This window comes from Sphingomonas lacusdianchii (assembly GCF_022664395.1).
In the GTDB taxonomy this organism is placed as follows: Bacteria; Pseudomonadota; Alphaproteobacteria; order Sphingomonadales; family Sphingomonadaceae; genus Sphingomonas; species Sphingomonas lacusdianchii.
This window is the reverse complement of sequence record NZ_JAKRET010000010.1, coordinates 126,818-143,527: the sequence shown is the minus strand read 5'-3', so window position 1 is coordinate 143,527 and position 16,710 is coordinate 126,818. Positions and strand designations below refer to the sequence as shown.

The 16,710-nt window shown below is 70.0% G+C and carries 17 protein-coding genes and 1 riboswitch; of the genes, 14 read left to right on the top strand and 3 right to left on the bottom strand.

The window, feature by feature from the left end:
• Positions 1-16 precede the first annotated feature (16 nt).
• Complete coding sequence (locus tag MF607_RS14470; RefSeq protein ID WP_242120017.1) at positions 17-1,081, top strand: glycosyltransferase family 4 protein; 1,065 nt, start codon at positions 17-19, stop codon at positions 1,079-1,081.
• On the top strand, positions 1,078-2,298 hold the full coding sequence (locus MF607_RS14465) for a glycosyltransferase family 4 protein (protein WP_242120015.1): 1,221 nt from the start codon (positions 1,078-1,080) through the stop codon (positions 2,296-2,298). The genes MF607_RS14470 and MF607_RS14465 overlap by 4 nt, the downstream gene beginning before the upstream one ends.
• Here the strand turns inward: MF607_RS14465 and MF607_RS14460 are convergent.
• Entirely contained in the window at positions 2,220-3,086 is an 867-nt protein-coding gene (locus tag MF607_RS14460) for a glycosyltransferase family protein (protein WP_242120013.1), read from the bottom strand. The two genes, MF607_RS14465 and MF607_RS14460, sit on opposite strands and share 79 nt — an antisense overlap.
• A gap of 83 nt (positions 3,087-3,169) precedes the next feature.
• Between MF607_RS14460 and MF607_RS14455 the strand changes: the two genes are divergently transcribed.
• Positions 3,170-4,051, top strand: coding sequence for an NmrA family NAD(P)-binding protein (locus tag MF607_RS14455; protein WP_242120011.1), 882 nt, complete (start codon positions 3,170-3,172; stop codon positions 4,049-4,051).
• Positions 4,052-4,245: 194 nt separating this feature from the next.
• On the opposite strand, the gene cobU is transcribed toward MF607_RS14455, so the two are convergent.
• Complete coding sequence (cobU, locus tag MF607_RS14450; RefSeq protein ID WP_242120007.1) at positions 4,246-4,761, bottom strand: bifunctional adenosylcobinamide kinase/adenosylcobinamide-phosphate guanylyltransferase; 516 nt, start codon at positions 4,759-4,761, stop codon at positions 4,246-4,248.
• A gap of 25 nt (positions 4,762-4,786) precedes the next feature.
• A riboswitch (cobalamin riboswitch) is annotated at positions 4,787-4,988 on the top strand.
• 133 nt (positions 4,989-5,121) lie between these two features.
• Here cobU and MF607_RS14445 point away from each other — a divergent pair.
• From MF607_RS14445 to MF607_RS14395, 11 genes are read left to right on the top strand one after another with little or no spacing between them, the layout of a single operon-like run.
• Positions 5,122-7,050 (top strand): TonB-dependent receptor plug domain-containing protein, encoded by a 1,929-nt coding sequence (locus tag MF607_RS14445; RefSeq protein WP_242120005.1) that lies wholly within the window; start codon positions 5,122-5,124, stop codon positions 7,048-7,050.
• Complete coding sequence (locus MF607_RS14440; RefSeq protein WP_242120002.1) at positions 7,050-8,009, top strand: aminotransferase class I/II-fold pyridoxal phosphate-dependent enzyme; 960 nt, start codon at positions 7,050-7,052, stop codon at positions 8,007-8,009. The genes MF607_RS14445 and MF607_RS14440 overlap by 1 nt, the downstream gene beginning before the upstream one ends.
• A complete protein-coding gene (gene cobO, locus MF607_RS14435; protein ID WP_242120000.1) occupies positions 8,006-8,617 on the top strand; it encodes a cob(I)yrinic acid a,c-diamide adenosyltransferase in 612 nt (203 codons plus the stop codon). Before MF607_RS14440 ends, cobO begins: the two co-directional genes overlap by 4 nt.
• The gene (locus tag MF607_RS14430) at positions 8,614-9,420 is read left to right on the top strand and encodes an ABC transporter substrate-binding protein (RefSeq protein WP_242119998.1); all 807 of its coding nucleotides are present in this window, start codon (positions 8,614-8,616) and stop codon (positions 9,418-9,420) included. The genes cobO and MF607_RS14430 overlap by 4 nt, the downstream gene beginning before the upstream one ends.
• A complete protein-coding gene (locus MF607_RS14425) occupies positions 9,417-10,379 on the top strand; it encodes a FecCD family ABC transporter permease (RefSeq protein ID WP_242119996.1) in 963 nt (320 codons plus the stop codon). The genes MF607_RS14430 and MF607_RS14425 overlap by 4 nt, the downstream gene beginning before the upstream one ends.
• A complete protein-coding gene (locus tag MF607_RS14420; RefSeq protein ID WP_242119994.1) occupies positions 10,376-11,146 on the top strand; it encodes an ABC transporter ATP-binding protein in 771 nt (256 codons plus the stop codon). The genes MF607_RS14425 and MF607_RS14420 overlap by 4 nt, the downstream gene beginning before the upstream one ends.
• Complete coding sequence (gene cbiB, locus MF607_RS14415; RefSeq protein WP_242120078.1) at positions 11,146-12,015, top strand: adenosylcobinamide-phosphate synthase CbiB; 870 nt, start codon at positions 11,146-11,148, stop codon at positions 12,013-12,015. The genes MF607_RS14420 and cbiB overlap by 1 nt, the downstream gene beginning before the upstream one ends.
• Positions 12,003-13,460, top strand: coding sequence for a cobyric acid synthase (locus MF607_RS14410; protein WP_242119992.1), 1,458 nt, complete (start codon positions 12,003-12,005; stop codon positions 13,458-13,460). Before cbiB ends, MF607_RS14410 begins: the two co-directional genes overlap by 13 nt.
• Complete coding sequence (gene cobT, locus MF607_RS14405) at positions 13,457-14,461, top strand: nicotinate-nucleotide--dimethylbenzimidazole phosphoribosyltransferase (protein ID WP_242119990.1); 1,005 nt, start codon at positions 13,457-13,459, stop codon at positions 14,459-14,461. Before MF607_RS14410 ends, cobT begins: the two co-directional genes overlap by 4 nt.
• Positions 14,451-15,224, top strand: a complete 774-nt coding sequence (locus MF607_RS14400; protein WP_242119988.1) for an adenosylcobinamide-GDP ribazoletransferase — start codon at positions 14,451-14,453, stop codon at positions 15,222-15,224. Before cobT ends, MF607_RS14400 begins: the two co-directional genes overlap by 11 nt.
• On the top strand, positions 15,221-15,766 hold the full coding sequence (locus MF607_RS14395; protein ID WP_242119986.1) for a histidine phosphatase family protein: 546 nt from the start codon (positions 15,221-15,223) through the stop codon (positions 15,764-15,766). Before MF607_RS14400 ends, MF607_RS14395 begins: the two co-directional genes overlap by 4 nt.
• Here MF607_RS14395 and MF607_RS14390 read toward each other — a convergent pair.
• Complete coding sequence (locus MF607_RS14390) at positions 15,751-16,593, bottom strand: glycoside hydrolase family 16 protein (protein ID WP_242119984.1); 843 nt, start codon at positions 16,591-16,593, stop codon at positions 15,751-15,753. The two genes, MF607_RS14395 and MF607_RS14390, sit on opposite strands and share 16 nt — an antisense overlap.
• Positions 16,594-16,710: the final 117 nt, after the last annotated feature.

Below are 16,710 nucleotides of genomic sequence, written 5' to 3'. Positions count from 1 at the left end.
TTGGTTCCGGTGGGCGATGGTATCCCCGCTTCGGATCGCGCAGATCGCCCCCGTCATCTACCCCACGCCCCCCGGAAAGACCGGCGGGACCGAGCGGGTGGTATCCGACCTGACCGAGGCGCTGATGGCGATGGGCCATGAGGTCACGCTGATCGCCCCCAGCGACAGCGTGACCACTGCGCGCCATCTGTCCGCCCATCCCAGCCTGCGCGCGCTGCAGGCCTATCACGGGCCGGTCGCGCCCGGCGTGCCCGCCGCGCTGGAGGCAGCGCAACTGGGACTGCTGGCGAAGCATCTGCACGAATTCGACATCGTCCATTGCCATGGCGAATTCGCCCATGCCGCCGTGCTGGGCGATCGGATCGGACAGAGCGTGACGACGGTGCACTGGCGATTGGACGACCTCGACCGCAAGCTGTTCTTCCACAGCTTTCCCGAACTGCCGGTCGCGGCGATCTCGGCGGCGCAGGCGCGTGACCTGCCGCGCGCCAACCGCGCGGGGGTGGTGCATCACGGCATTCCGGCCGACCGGTTTTCGCCGGGGCCGGGCGGCGAAGCGGTGGCCTTTATCGGGCGGATGACCGACCAGAAGCGGCCCGACGTCGCGATCCGCGTCGCGCGGGCGGCGGGGCGGCCGATCCGGCTGGCCGGGGGCATCGATGTCGGCAATCCGCGCTATTTCGACGAACGGGTCGCACCCCTGCTGGGCGCGGATGCCGAGCATATCGGCGAAGTCGACGATCGCGGCAAACAGGCGCTGCTGGGCGCGGCGGCGGCGCTGCTGTTCCCGATCGACTGGCCCGAGCCCTTCGGCCTGGTGATGATCGAGGCGATGGCGTGCGGCACGCCGGTGATCGCATGGGATCGCGGCAGCGTGCGCGAGGTCGTCGAGCATGGCGTCACCGGCTTCGTGGTGAAGAGCGAGGAAGCGGCGGTCGAAGCGCTGGCGCAGATCGACACGATCGACCGGGCGAAGGTGCGCGAACGGTTCGAGGTGCGCTTCACGGCGATGCGCATGGCGGAGGATTATGTGACGCTGTACCGCGAACGGATCGCGCTGGCGCAGGGCGCGGTGGCATGAGGGTCGGGGTCATTACCTGGGCCTATCCGCCCGAGAAAAGCGGCCTGTCGCGTGCGGCGCGCGAGATCGCGCAGGCGCTGGCCGAGGCGGGGCATGACGTGCGTGTCGTGACGATGGACCGCGCGGACCGCAGCATGGACGGTGCGGTCGAGGTGGTCGGGGCGCAGGCCGATGACTGGCTTGCCAGGTTGCGCCGTTGGCCGGCGATCGGGCATCTGTGCGGTCCGGCGATGGTCGCGCGGGTCGTGCGGCGGCTGCATGGCGAACGGCCGTTCGACATGGTCGAGGCGACCAACTGGTATGCGCCGGGGCTGTGGGTCGCGCTGACCGGGCCGGTGCCGCTGGTGACGCGCAACTCGACCCCGGTCGCGACGAGCGCGGCCAAGCCACGGTCGTTGCGCGACAGGATCGATCGCTGGGCGGCGGTGTCGCTGGAGGCATTGTCGGCGCGGAAGTCTGCCGGGCTGATTTCCAATACCGAGGCGCATGGTGCGAAGGTCGCGGCACTCTATGGCACGCAGCCGCCGGGGCCGGGCCATGCGGTGATCGGCCTCAGCCTACCCCCCGCGATCGTCGATGCGGGACGCGCGGCACCCTATCCGCCGGGTAACGATGTGCTGCGGATGCTGTTCGTCGGGCGCAACGAACCGCGCAAAGGCACCGACGCGCTGATCGGCGCGCTGCCCGCGCTGGCGGCGGAGGCCGATGCCGGGACGCTGCCGGATTTCCGGCTGACGATGATCGGGCTGCACCGGCAGGAACTCGACCGGCTGCCGCCCGCCGCGCTCAAGCGGATCGACAGCTATCACCGGGTCGACGACGACATGCTGCATGCCGCGCTGGCGGCAGCGGATATCGTCGTCGCGCCGTCGCGGTACGAAAGTTTCGGGCTGGTCTATCAGGAAGCGATGACCTTCGGCCGGCCGATCGCGGCATGCGGCGAGGATCCGAGCGCCCAATTGTTCGTCGGCGGCAGCGGTGCGGGGTTGCTGGCACAGGATTGTACGGCGGTGGCGCTGGGCGCGATCCTTCGGCGGATGCTGCGCGATGGCGAGCTGCGCATCGCGCTGTCGGCGGCGGCGCGGGTCGCGGCAGGGCGCTTCACCCGCGCCGGACTCGCGGCGGAGACGGTAGCGGCCTATGTCGCGGCGGCGAACGGGCGGAGCAGCGCGGCTTCGTCGCTGGGGCGGCCGGCGCCGGTCGACATGGCTTCGTAGACGACCGAGCGTTCGACGACGCGCGACCGGCTGAGATGATGGTCGATCGCGCCGGCGAGGGCGAGCGAGGTGCGCTCGAACGGCACGACCGGGCGTTCGTGGACGGTGCCGGCGAAACGGATGCCGGCATGGTTCAGCCGGTACTGGATATCGGGCCACAGCGCCGACTGCACGCCATCGACCCAGTTGCGGCGCGGCAGGCCGAGCGATTGCAGGCCGTCGCGGTCGGCCGCGTGGGTCAGCCAGCCGAGCGAGGCCAGCAACGCCGCATCGGGCCATTCGTCGGTATCGAGTTGCAGCACCCAGCCGCTGGCCAGCGCCTGCACCCGGTTGCGCTGCGCCGCGAAGTCTCCGTTCAGCGGATGGGCGACGATCTGCGCCCAAGGCGTCCGTTCGGCCAGGGCCGCTGCGTCAGCGGGGGTGCCGTCGAGCAGGACGATGGCGTGGGGAAAGGCGGGGCGGAGGTCGGCGAGCATCGTGGCGATGGTGTCCGCCTCGCCGGCGCGGGCGATCATGCCGAGTGTGACGCCGTGCGGTCGGGGGATGACGGGCCAGCCATCGATGAGTCCCAGTGCCCATGCCGCATTGCGCCGGGCATGGGGGGCCAGCGTGAAGCCACGTTCGGACGATCGGCCGCGCAGATAATCGGCGATCGCGGTGCGTAGCTGATCGGGGTCGAAGGCGAGATCGACGACCGCCAGCCCGCAATGGGTGCATTCGGGCAGCCCGCGGTCGTGCCAGTTGGCGTTGCCGCAGATCGGGCAGCGCGGTGCCGTGCCTTGACTCATGTTAATCGCCCCCTTGCGTTGCCGCGACGGGGAACGCACGACGCGGCCTGACGGTTCGTCGGAACGACAGGCGGGAAACGGACATGGACACGATCATCGTCGCGGGGGCGACCGGCGATTTGGGCGGGCGGATCGCGAAGGCGGCAGTCGCGCGCGGTGCGAAGGTGCGGGCGCTAGTCCGGCCCGGTGCCGCGCCCGACCGGATCGCGGCGCTGGAGGCGATCGGGGCCGATCCCCACCCGGTCGATTTCGGCGACGCGCAGGCGCTGGCCCATGCCTGTCGCTCCGTGGTGTGCGTGGTGTCGGCGCTGAACGGGTTGGGCGAGACGATCCTCGATGCGCAGACGCGGCTGCTCGACGCGGCGCTGGGCGGCGGGGCGGCGCGGTTCATCCCGTCGGACTTCTCGATCGACTATCGCGCGCTGCCGACCGGCACCAACCGCAATTTCGACTTGCGCCGCGCCTTCCGCACCCGGATCGACACCGCGCCGATCATGGCGACATCGATCTTCAACGGCGCGTTCGCCGATATGCTGAACGGGCAAATGCCGCTGATCCAGCGGCGGGTGCGGCGCGTGCTGTACTGGGGTGATGCGGACGTGAAGTTCGCGCTGACGACCAAGAACGATGTCGCCGCCTATACCGCCGCCGCCGCGCTCGATCCGGCCGCGCCGCGCGACCTGCATATCGCGGGGGCCGAGGTCAGCGCGCGCGATCTGGCGGCATTGATGGGGGAGGTGACGGGCCGGCCCTATGGGCTGTTGCGGGCGGGGTCTTTGGCCTCGCTGGCGCGGATGATTGGGGTCACGCGCCGGCTGTTTCCCGCGCGGGATCAGGTGTTTCCGGCATGGCAGGGTATGCAGTATCTGCACAACATGTTCGATGGGCGGGCGCCGAGTGCACCGGTGGACAATGGGCGCTATGATGTGGACTGGACCCCGTTGCGAGAGGTGATGGCGCAGTGAGTCGGCCGTATCCTCGCGGAGGCAAGGCCTGCGAAAGTCGCCCGATCACCTAAGAAATACCGTACCCCGGCGAAGGCCGGGGTCCAGTTGGGAAGGCTTTTCCCGACCTTACCGACGTCCCCCAACTGGGCCCCGGCCTTCGCCGGGGTACGAGAAGAGCGTTTCGCTAAAGTCTCGCCGATGCGGGGATATTGTCAGGGTGCGGGCTCGAACCGCTCCAGCGGCAGCACCATGCCCGCCACGACGAACCAGCAGCGATCGACCTTCGCCGCCACCGCCTGATTCAACCGCCCCGCCGCGTCGCGAAACGCGCGGCCCAGCGGATGGTCGGGGACGATGCCCATGCCGACCTCGTTGCCGACCAGCAGCACCGGGTGCCGCGCCCGGCCGATCGCGGCGAGCAGGTCGGCGGTGTGGCGGTCGATATCATGGTCGCCGAGCATCAGGTTCGACAGCCATAGCGTCAGGCAATCGACCAGCACCGGCCCCGTCGCCGCATCGATCGCCGCCGCCAGATCGACCGGGCATTCGACCGTATGCCAGCCGGGACCGCGATCGGCGCGGTGGCGGGCGATGCGGTCGGTCATCTCCGCGTCCCACGCTTCCGCCGTCGCCAGATAGGTCCAGGGGCCGGCCAGCGCCTCGCACGCCTGCTGCGCCAGCCGGCTCTTGCCCGAACGCGCCCCGCCCACGAACAAACTCGTCGCCATCTTGTCCTGTGCCCCGATGCGCTCTAAGGGCGCGGATGCGACAGGTTCCCAGAAATGGGATGAAAAGGGAACCCGGAAGCGCGTGTCCGCACGCGTCATCCGGGGCTGCCCCCGCAACTGTGACCGGCGAGCCTTGCTCCCCCGTGTGCCACTGGACATCCGTCCGGGAAGGCCGGGCAAGGCGACGACCCGGGAGCCAGGAGACCTGCCCGTCGCGGTTGTCCTTCGCGCGGACGGGGTGTGCCGGGTGATCGAGGGTTTCCTCGCGTGACGACGTCGTTGGGGTCGTGTGCGCGGGGGATAGCTGTCTGCCGCTCCTGTCGCGTGCGCCCCCGGATTGCATCTAGGGGGATTACCCGAATGAAGACCCGTTTCCTGTTGCTGCCCTGCCTGTTGGCGGCAACCCCGAGCTTTGCGCAGAGCGCGCAGTCGTCCGCCGGCCTCGAACGCGTGGCGCAGGGCGACGACGAGATCGTCGTCACCGCCAATCGCGAGGCGCGGCCGGTCGATACCGTCGGGCAGGCGGTGACGGTGATCGACCTCGCCACCATCGAACAGCGGCAGGCAGTGGTCGTATCCGACCTGCTGCGCCAGACGCCGGGCGTGACCGTCACCCGCAATGGCGGCATCGGCACGACGACCAGCGTCAACATCCGCGGCGCCGACAGCGATCAGACCGTCGCGCTGATCGACGGCGTCAAGCTGAACGATCCGTCGTCGCCGGGGGGCGGGTTCAATTTCGGCAATCTGCTGGTCGGCAATATCGCCCGCATCGAAGTCCTGCGTGGGCCGCAGTCGGTGCTGTGGGGCAGTCAGGCGATCGGCGGGGTCGTCAACCTCATTACCCGCCAGCCGACCGACGACCTGTCGATCAACGTGCGCGGCGAGGGCGGCTCGTTCGGTACCGGACAGGGGTTCGCCAACATCTCGGGCAAGGCCGGACCGGTTTCGGCCAGCATTGGTGGCGGTTTCCTGACGACCGACGGCATTTCGGCCTATGCGCCGGGGCGTGAGGCCGATGGCTATCGCAACTATGGCGCGAACGGCAGCGTGTCGGTGGCGCTGGCCGATGCCGTGTCGGTCGACGTCCGCGGCTTCTATTCGAACGGGCGGACCGAGATCGATGGCTTTCCGGCACCAAGCTTCAGTTTCGGCGATACGCGGGAATATGGCGATGCCGAGCAGTGGACCGGCTATACCGGCCTGAACGCCGCGCTGTTCGACGGGCGGTTCCGCAACCGCATCGGCTATGCCCATACGTCGAGCAACCGCACCAACACCGATCCCGACGGTATCCCGACCGAGACGTTCCGGGGCAAGGGGCGCAACGATCGTTTCGACTATCAGGGGTCGTTCGACGTGACCGACGCGGTGTTCGCGACCTTCGGCGTCGAACGCGAAGTGTCGCGCTTCACCTCGTCCAGCTATGGCGGCACGCCGACCACCGGCCGTGCGCGGCTGTTCGGGGTCTATGGCCAGCTGGCGGTGACGCCGATCGCGAACCTGACGCTGACCGGCGGCGTGCGGCACGACGACCATAATGTCTTCGGCGGGGCGACCGTGTTCGCGGGCAGCGGCGTATGGTCGCCGAACCGGGGCAACACGCTGCTGCGCGCCAGCTATTCCGAAGGGTTCAAGGCGCCGACGCTGTACCAGTTGCAGAGCGAATATGGGAATGCGCTGCTGACCCCCGAACGTTCGCAGGGCTGGGACGCGGGCATCACCCAGCGCGGGCTCGATGGCGCGGTCGAGGCGAGCGCGACATGGTTCGACCGGACGTCGAAGGATCTGATCGCGTTCATCTCCTGTCCCGCAACCGGTACCGGCATCTGTGCCGGACGCCCGTTCGGCACCTATGACAATATCGCGCGTGCCGAGGCGAAGGGGCTGGAATTCGCGCTGAAGCTGCGTCCGGTGGAGGCGTTCACCGTCGCCGCCGCCTATACGTGGCTGGATGCCGAGAACCGCTCGGCCGGCACCGCCAATTTCGGGCGCAAGCTGGCGCGGCGTCCGGGCGATAGCCTCACGGTCAATGCCGATTATCGCTGGGGCTTCGGGCTGGGCGTGGGCGCGACCGTCACCATGATCGGCGACAGTTTCGACAATGCGTCGAATACGCGGCGGGTGGACGGCTATGTCCTGACCGATCTGCGCGCATCGTTCCCGGTCACCGAACGGATCGAAGTCTATGGCCGCGTCGAAAATCTGTTCGACGAACGCTATCAGACGATCTTCCAATATGGGACGCCGGGGCGCGCCGCCTATGGTGGCGTAAGGCTCAGCTACTGATGACCGACCTCGCCGAATTCTGGGCGCATGGCGGGCGGGTGACCGCCGCCATGCGTGCGTTCGGCGGGGAGGACTGGATCGACCTTTCCACCGGCATCGCACCATGGGCGTATCCGCATGGCGCGATCGATCCCGGCCATGATCGCCTGCCCGAACCGGGCGAACTGGCGGCACTGGAAGCGGCGGCGGCGCACGCGTTCGGCGTCGCCGATCCGGCGCGGGTGGTCGCGGTGCCGGGGACCGACCTGGCGCTGCGGCTGCTGGCGGTGATTCTGAATGTCGAGCGGCCGGCGGTGGTGTGGCCGGGCTATGCCGGTCATGTCGCCGCTTGGCCCGATGCGCGCGCCGTCGCGGCGCTCGCCGATCCGGGCGATGCCGACCTGCTGGTGCTGGCCAGTCCCGCCAATCCCGATGGCTTGGTCACGCCGCCCGAGCATCTGCTGGCGCTGACGCGGCAGCGGATCGTGGTGGTCGACGAAGCCTATGCCGATCCCGCGCCCGGCCTGGGTGCGCAGGCATCCGACCGGCTGATCGTGCTGCGATCCTTCGGCAAATTCCATGGGCTGCCCGGATTGCGGCTGGGTTTCGTGATCGCGGGCGGCGGGGTGACGGCGGCGCTGCGCCAGCTGCTCGGCGACTGGCCGGTGTCGAGCGCGGCGGTGCGGATCGGAACGGCGGCCTATGCCGATCGCGGCTTTGCCATGGGTCAGGCCGGGCGGATCGAAACGGTCGGCGCACTGCTCGACAATGCGCTGGCGGGGTGGCCGATGGTCGGTCATGCGCCGCTGTTCCGGCTGATCGAGACCTGCGATGCGCATGCGCTGTTCCGTCACCTGTGCAACCATGCCATCCTGACCCGGCCGTTCGCCGACCGGCGCGACCGGTTGCGGATCGGCCTGCCGCCCGATGGCGCGGCGCTTTCCCGCTTGACCACCGCCCTATCAGAGTATGACCGATGACCGAGACCCCCGACGACTATGCGAAGCACAATGCGCGGATGCAACGCATGGGGGTGGCGCGCGAAAAGATGCAGGCGCGCCGCACGCTCGAACGCGGGCTGCTGATCGTCCATACCGGCAATGGCAAGGGCAAGTCGTCGAGCGCGTTCGGCATGGCGATCCGCAGCATCGGCTGGGGGATGAAGGTCGCCATCCTGCAATACGTCAAGGGCAAGTGGGAGACGGGCGAGCGCAACTTCTTCGACGCGCATCCCGACCTCGCCAGCTTCGAGGTGATGGGCGAGGGGTTTACCTGGGAAACGCAGGACCGCGCGCAGGATATCGCCGCCGCGCGTGCCGCATGGGAGCGCTCGAAGGAAATGATCCTCGATCCCGCGATCGACTTCGTGATTCTGGACGAACTCAACATCGTGCTGCGCGACAACACGCTGCCGATCGCCGAGATCGTCGCGTTCCTGAAGGAGCGTCCGCTGACCAAGCATATCTGCATCACCGGGCGCAATGCGAAGCCCGAATTGCTGGAGATCGCCGACCTGATCACCGAATTCGGTGAGGTCAAGCATCCCTATCATGCCGGGTTCAAGGCACAGAAGGGCGTCGAATATTGATCCGTCGCTTCGCCCTGTTGCTGGCGGCGCCGGCGCTGGTGTCGGCCGCGCCGCGTGGCACCCGGATCGTGTCGATCAACCCCTGCGTCGATGCGGTGCTGGCCCGCGTCGCCGATCCGGCGCAGATTATCGGCATCAGCCATTATTCGCAGGATGCGCGGGCGACCTCGGTGCCGCTCGGCTGGGCGCGCCGGTTCAAGGCGACGTCGGGCACGGCGGAGGAAGTGGTGGCGCTGCGCCCCGATATCGTGCTGGCCGGGCCGCATGTCGAACCGGCGACGATCGCCGCGCTGAAGCGGCTGCGGATCAAACTGGTGCAATATCCGGTCGCGGAATCGGTGCCGGAAAGCATCGCGCAGGTCCGCGAGATCGCCGCCGCCACCGGCCATGCCGGGCGGGGCGAGGCACTGGCGGCGCGCATTACGGCGGCGGCGGCACCATCGTCGGCGCGACCGGTCAGCGCGCTGGTGTGGCAGGGGGGCGGGCTGGTGCCGGGTTCGGGCACGCTGACCGATGATCTGCTCCGACGCGCAGGGTTTCGCAACATGAGCGCGACATATGGCCTGAAGCAATGGGACGTCCTCCCCCTCGAATATCTGGTCGCCGATCCGCCGCGCGTGCTGCTCTCGACCGCGCCGGCGGGGGTGCAGGACGATCGCATGACCGGCCACCCGGCAGTGCGGCGGCTGGGGAAGCATATTACCGTCGCCGCATACCCCACGCGGCTGATGAATTGCGGCGGGCCGACGATCATCGCGGCGATGGCGCGGTTGCGGCAGGTGCGTGCGCAGGTGGCGTCGTGAAGCGGTTGACGCTGGGGCTGATCGTCCTGCTGCTGCTGGCCGCCGGTCTGTCGGTGGCGGCGGGGAAGGTGTGGGTGCCGCTCGATGCATGGACCGCCGCCGATCCGCGATCGATCATCATCGTCGAACTGCGCCTGCCGCGTACCGTGCTGGCGCTGCTGGTGGGGAGCGCACTCGGTCTGTCGGGGGCGGTGATGCAGGGTTATCTGCGCAATCCGCTGGCCGATCCGGGGCTGTTCGGCGTGTCGTCGGGCGCGGCGTTCGGCGCGGTGATCGCGCTGTATTTCGGCTATGCCGTACAGATGTGGCTGTTGCCCGGCTTCGCATTGGTCGGGGCGGGGGTGACGATGGCGTTGCTGGCGCTGATCGCCGGGCGTTCAGGCAGTCTGATCCTGTTCACGCTTGCCGGCATGATCCTGACCAGCATCACCGGATCGCTGACCGCGCTCGCCATCAGCCTTGCCCCGACGCCGTTCGTGTCGTCGCAGATCGTGACGTGGTTGATGGGTGCGCTGACCGATCGCAGCTGGGACGATGTGCTGGTTGCCGCGCCGCTGATCGTCGCGGGGATGGTGGTGCTGGCGCTGACCGCGCGGTCGCTCGACGCGCTGACGCTGGGCGAGGCGGCGGCGCGGTCGATGGGGGTCGATCCGGCGCGGCTGCAGCGGCTGGTCATCGCCGGCATCGCGCTGACGGTCGGGGCGTCGGTGGCGTCGGCGGGGATGATCGGGTTCGTCGGGCTGATCGTGCCGCACATGGTCCGGCCCTTTGCCGGCAACCGGCCCTCGGCGATCCTGCTGCCCTCGGCGCTGGCCGGCGCGGTGCTGCTGACCCTTGCCGACAGCCTCGTGCGCCTCGCCCCGACCGTCAGCGAATTGCGGCTGGGCATCGCCATGTCGATGCTGGGCGGGCCGTTCTTCCTCTATCTGCTGATCGCGATGCGGCGGAGGCTGGCATGACCGATCTGACCGCCGATGCGATTTCGCTGACGCTGGGCGGCAAGCGCGTGCTGGATGACGTGTCCTTCGCGTTTAAACCCGGGCGGGTGACCGCGCTGCTGGGGGCGAATGGCGCGGGCAAGTCGAGCCTGCTCGCCTGTCTCGCGGCGTTGCGACGGCCGGACGGGGGCGCGGCACGGTTGGGCGACACCGATGTACAGGCGATCGACCGGCGCGCACGGGCACGGGCGATCGGGTTGTTGCCGCAATCGGCGGATGTGCATTGGGATATCGATGTTCAAACGCTGGTCGGGCTGGGGCGGTTCGCGCATCGCGGGCGATGGGGCGAGACGCAGGCCGATCGCGATGCGGTCGCGGCGGCGCTGGCGGCGACCGATATGACCGCGCTGGCCGACCGGGGCGTCGAGCGGCTGTCGGGGGGCGAGCGGGGCCGGGCGCTGCTGGCGCGGGTGCTGGCCGGCGAGCCCGACTGGCTGCTGGCCGACGAACCGCTCGCGAGCCTCGACCCCGCGCACCAGCTGGACGTGCTGGCGCGGTTGCGCGGGGTGGCGGCGGGCGGGCGCGGCGTGGTGCTGGTGCTGCACGACCTGCATCTGGCGGCGCGGGTGGCGGACGACGCGGTGCTGCTGAAGGACGGGCGGATCGTGGCGAGCGGCGAGGCGGATGCGGTACTGACCGCGCCGGCCATCGCCGAGGCCTATGGCATCGAGGTCGAGATCGGCCGGACGCCGCAGGGCCATCGCTATATCCTGCCGGTCGCGCGGTGATCGCACTCGCCGCGCTGATCGTCGAGGCGGCGGTCGGTTACCCGCGCCGCTGGTGGCATCCGGTGATGGGCGTCGGCGCGCTGATCGACGGGTTCGAGCGGCGCTGGAACCGGCGGCGTCGGTTGGAGGGGGTGGCGCTGGTCGTGCTGCTGGTCGCGCTGTCGGTCGTGCTCGGCCTCGCGATCGAGCGGCTGGGGACGATCGTCACCGTGGCGGTGGCGACGACCGGCCTCGCGCAGCGCAGCCTGCACGATCATGTCGCGGCGGTGGCGACCCCGCTGGCAGCCGGCAATCTGTCGGCGGCGCGCGGCGCGGTGGCGATGATCGTGGGGCGCGATACGGACACGCTGGACGAAGCCGGGGTGGCGACGGCGGCGATCGAAAGTCTGGCGGAGAGTTTTTGCGACGGGGTGGTCGCGCCCGCGCTGGGGCTGCTGCTGTTCGGCCTGCCGGGGCTGTTCGCAGTGAAGGCCATCAACACTGCGGACTCGATGGTCGGGCATCGTACGCCGGACCTGTCGGCGTTCGGCTGGGCGGCGGCGCGGGCCGACGACCTCGTCAATTTCGTACCGGCGCGGATCGCGGGCGTGCTGATCGCACTGGCCGGACAGGGCGGCTGGCAAACGATGCGTCGCGATGCGCCCGCCCATGCCTCGCCCAATGGCGGCTGGCCCGAAGCGGCGATGGCGGGAGCCTTGGGACAGCGGCTGGGCGGCGCGGTGAGCTATGATGGCGAGCCGGCGCACCGCGCGGTGCTAGGTGACGGACCGCTGCCTGATGCCGGGGATCTGCTGCGCGCGCTTCGCATCTACCGGACGGCCTGCCTGTTGCTATGGATGCTGGTCGGGATCGTCCCATGGCTGGGGTGATGATTCAGGGCACCGGATCGGACGTCGGCAAGTCGGTGCTGGTCGCCGGGCTGTGCCGCCTGCTGACCAATCGGGGCCTGCGCGTGCGTCCGTTCAAGGCGCAGAATATGTCGAACAACGCCGCCGTCTGTGCCGATGGCGGCGAGATCGGCCGGGCGCAGGCGCTGCAGGCGATGGCGTGTCGCGTGCCGCCGACCACGACCATGAACCCGGTGCTGCTGAAACCGCAGAGTGACCGCACGTCGCAATTGGTCGTCGCCGGACGGGTGGCGGGCACGATGGCGGCAGGCGATTATCGGCGGCGGCGCGAGGAATTGCTCGGCCAGGTCGTCGCCGCCTATCGCCGGCTGTCGGCGGAGGCCGATATCGTCGTGGTCGAGGGCGCGGGATCGCCCGCCGAAATCAACCTGCGCGCGGGCGACATCGCCAATATGGGATTTGCGCGGGCGGCAGGCGTGCCGGTGGTGCTGGCCGGCGATATCGATCGCGGCGGGGTGATCGCGGCGCTGGTCGGCACGCAGGCGGTGATCGACCCGGCCGATGCGGCGATGATCCGCGGCTTTCTGGTCAACAAATTCCGGGGCGACCCGGCGCTGTTCGACGACGGTCGCGCCGAGATCGTGGCGCGGACCGGCTGGCGCGATATCGGGCTGGTGCCGTGGCTGACCGACGCCGCGCGGCTGCCGGCTGAGGATGCGGTGGCGCTGGGGCGGGGCGGTGAGAGCGGCGAGGGGCCGCTGATCGCGGTGCCGATGTTGTCGCGCATCGCCAATTTCGACGATTTCGACGCGCTGGCGCATGATCCCGCGGTCCGGCTGCGAATGATCCCGCCGGGCCAGCCGCTGCCGGGCGATGCCGCGCTGGTGATCCTGCCCGGGACCAAGGCGACGATCGCCGACCTTGCTTTCCTGCGCGAACAGGGTTGGGATATCGACCTTGCCGCGCATGTCCGGCGCGGGGGACAGGTGATCGGCATTTGCGGCGGCTATCAGATGCTCGGGACCGGCATCGCCGACCCGGACGGGATCGAGGGAGTGGCGGGGCAGGTCGCGGGGCTGGGGCTGCTGCCGGTCGAGACGGTGATCGCGGGCAACAAGACGACGCGTCCGGCGACCGGCAAGCTGGCCGACGGGGCGGCGTTTGCGGGCTATGAGATCCATGCCGGCGTCACGACCGTCGCGCCGGGTACGCTCCCGTTTCTTCGATTTGCCGATGGCTCGCCCGACGGGGCGGTCGCGCGCGACGGGCAGATCGCCGGCTGCTACGTCCACGGCCTGTTCGACGCAGCCACCGCGCGCGCCAGCCTGCTGGCGCGGATCGGCGCGGCGGGCGATCCGCTCGACCGGCGCGAGGCGATCGATGCCGCGCTCGACGGGGTGGCGGCTGCGCTCGAAGCGGCGCTCGATATCGACGCATTGCTGGACATTGCCGGGGAGGCACCATGATCGACGACATTCGCGCCCATCTGGATGCGCTGGCCAAGCCGCGCGGGGCGATGGGGCGGCTGGAGGCGCTGGCGACCGAACTGGCGCTGACCCAGCGGCGGATCGATGCGCGGACCTCGCCGCGCCGCGCCGTGCTGTTCGCTGCCGATCATGGCTGTGTCGCGGAGGGGGTGTCGGCATGGCCGTCCGCGGTGACGGCGATGATGGTCGCGACGATCCTGTCGGGCCGCGCCACCAGCAACGCGCTGGCCAGTGCCGCCGATTGTCCGCTGCGGCTGGTCGATGTCGGCATGATCGGCGCGCGGGTCGATGGACCGGCGTTCTTTCGCGACGCGCGGGTGGCCGATGGCACCGAACCGCTCGGGGCCGGGCCGGCGATGACCGTGGCGCAGTTCGATGCGGCATGGGCGGTCGGAGCCGACGAAGCCATGCGCGCGATCGACGAAGGCGCGGTGCTGCTGATCGCGGGCGAGATGGGGATCGGCAACACCACCCCCGCCGCCTGCCTGACCGCGCTGCTGACCGGGATCGACCCGCCAGCGGCGGTCGGGCGCGGGGCGGGGGCGGACGATGCGGTGCTGGCCGCCAAGCGCGGCGTGGTGGCCGCTGCGACGGCGCGCGCACAGGCGATGCCCGATCCGCGCGAAGCGATCGCGTCGGTCGCCGGCTATGAGATTGCGGCGATGGCGGGTTTCTATGCCACCGGCGCGGCGCGGGGGGTGACGTTGCTGCTCGACGGCTATGTCAGCACCGCCGCCGCGCTGATCGCCGAACGGCTTGCTCCCGGCAGCGTACGGGCGATGATCGCCGGGCATCGTTCGGCCGAACCGGGGCATGGTGCGGCGCTCGCCGCGCTCGGGCTGGCGCCGGTGCTGGAATGGGCGATGCGGTTGGGCGAGGGCAGCGGCGCGCTGACTGCGCTGCCGCTGCTCGATGCGGCGGCGGCGTTGCTCAACGACGTGGTGCGGCTCGACCAGATCGGGGCGGATCGTGCCGATTGAGGTGCCGCGCTGGGCCGCGCCGTTGCTGGCGGTCCAGTTCCTGACGCGCCTGCCGGTGCCGATGCTGAACCGGCTGACGGGTGAACAGGCGGCGGCGGGGCTGGCGCGGGCGATGGCGTGGCTGCCACCGGTCGGCACATTGATCGGCGCGGTGACGGCGGGCGTGTTCGTCGTCGCCGGCTGGTTCTGGCCGCCGCTGGTCGCCGCGATCCTCGCGCTGATCGTCGAGGCGGTGCTGACCGGCGCGTTTCACGAGGATGCGGTCGCCGATTTCTGCGACGCGTTCGGCGGCACGGCCAGCGGCGAACGCGCGCTGACGATCATGAAGGACAGCCGCATCGGCAGCTATGGCGCGCTGGGGCTGGGGCTGAGCGTCGTGCTGCGCATCGCCGCGATCGTCGCACTGCCCGCGCCGGTCGCGGTGGCGGCGATCGTCGGTGCGGCGACGGCGGGGCGACTGTGCGCGGTGACGCTGGCGGCGATCGTCGCCCCGGTCGGCAGCGGGGCGGGGATGGCGGTGCGCGCCGGACGGATGCCGCCGGGGCGGCTGGCGCTGGCGGCGGTGCTGGCGCTGCCGGGCCTCGCGCCGATCCTGTGGCTGCAACCCGGCGCGACCGGTGCGGCGATTGCCGCGATGCTCCCGTTGCTGCTCTGGTTGCGGCGGTTCCTGCTCGCCCGGATCGGCGGGAGTACCGGCGACTGCCTCGGCTTCGCGGCGGCGATGGGGCAGCTGGCGCTGTTGCTGGCGGTCGCCGCACGGTGAAGGTGCTGCTGCTGCGCCATCCGCCGGTCGCGACTGCGTGGAAGGGGCGTTGCTATGGTCGGTCCGACATGGGGTTGAGCCGGGAGGGGCAAGCAATGGCCGCGCGGATTGCCGCCGACCTTGCCGCTGCTCCGATCGACGCGATCGTCCATTCGGGCGCGATCCGGACCCGGAAGCTGGCCGAGCACGTTGCGCGCGGCCGCGAGGTGCCGATCACCACTGATCCCCGCTGGCTCGAACGCGATTTCGGCGCATGGGAGGGCCGGTCGTGGGACGCGATCTGGCGCGAGACGGGCGCAGAGATGGACCGGATGATGACCGAGCCGGACTATCGTCCCGGCGGCGGAGAGAGCGGGCGCGACCTTGCCGAGCGGGTGCTGGCGGCATGGCATGCCCTGCCCGAGCGTCCGTGCGTGCTGGTCGTCGCGCATGGCGGGCCGATCGCGACGCTGCGCGCGCTGCTCGCCGGGCAGCCCGTGACGCGCGCGGTCGATTTCATCCCCGCCTGTGGCGAGCTGGTCGTGGTTCAGCGCCGCCAGTAGCGGACATAATCGACCTGCATCGATTGCGGAAACTTGCTGTCGTCGATGCCCATCTTGCCGCCCCAGTCGCCGCCGACCGCGACGTTCAGGATGAGGTTGAACGGCCGGTCGAACGGCCAAGCCGCGCGTCCGCCCGGCTGATCGTTGGCGACGCGCATATAGCCGCGCCCGTCGACGCCGATGGTGATCGCCTGTGGCGTCCAGTCGAGCTGGTAATTATGCCATTGGCCGCAGACGTCGGTCATCCGGCGCGTGCCCCCACGCTGCGTGCCCTTCGCATGATTGAACGCACCGGTGTGCAGCGTCGCATGGACCAGATCGGGTTCGTAGCCGACCAGTTCGAGGATATCGATCTCGCCCTCGTCGGGCCATTTGCCGTCGGGCGGCAGCATCCACAGCGCCGGCCAGATGCCGCGCCCGCACGGCAGCTTCGCACGGATGTCGTAGAAGCCATAGCCCATCGGCTTCGTCGAGACGATCCGGGCGGAGGTATAGTCCTGCCCGCCCGAATCGCTACCCTTTGGCTTTTCGCGCCGCGCCTCGATCACCAGCGCGCCGTCGGCGATGCGGGCATTGGCGGGGGTGTTGGCGGGCGCGTAATATTGCGCCTCGTTATTGTACCAGCCGTCGCGATTGCGGCTGGTGTCGAAGCGCCAATGGGCCGGATCGATCCGCTTGCCCGCAAACTCGTCGGCGAAGGTCGGGGCACCGGCGGGCGGGGCGAGGGCGACGTCGACCGCGTGGTTGCTGGCGCCCAGCATGGGCGCCTCCTGTGCCACGGTGGCGGTGGCGGTTGCCGCCAACAGGGTCGCCAACATCATGCGCATCGCTCAACCTCCTGTGATCGCGCCTGTATTTCGGCGCTTCGTCGGCATCGTACGAAGAGGCGCCGTGCTTGCGCAACCCCCCGTTGCTATCGACCGTTCAGGCGGCAATATCGAGAA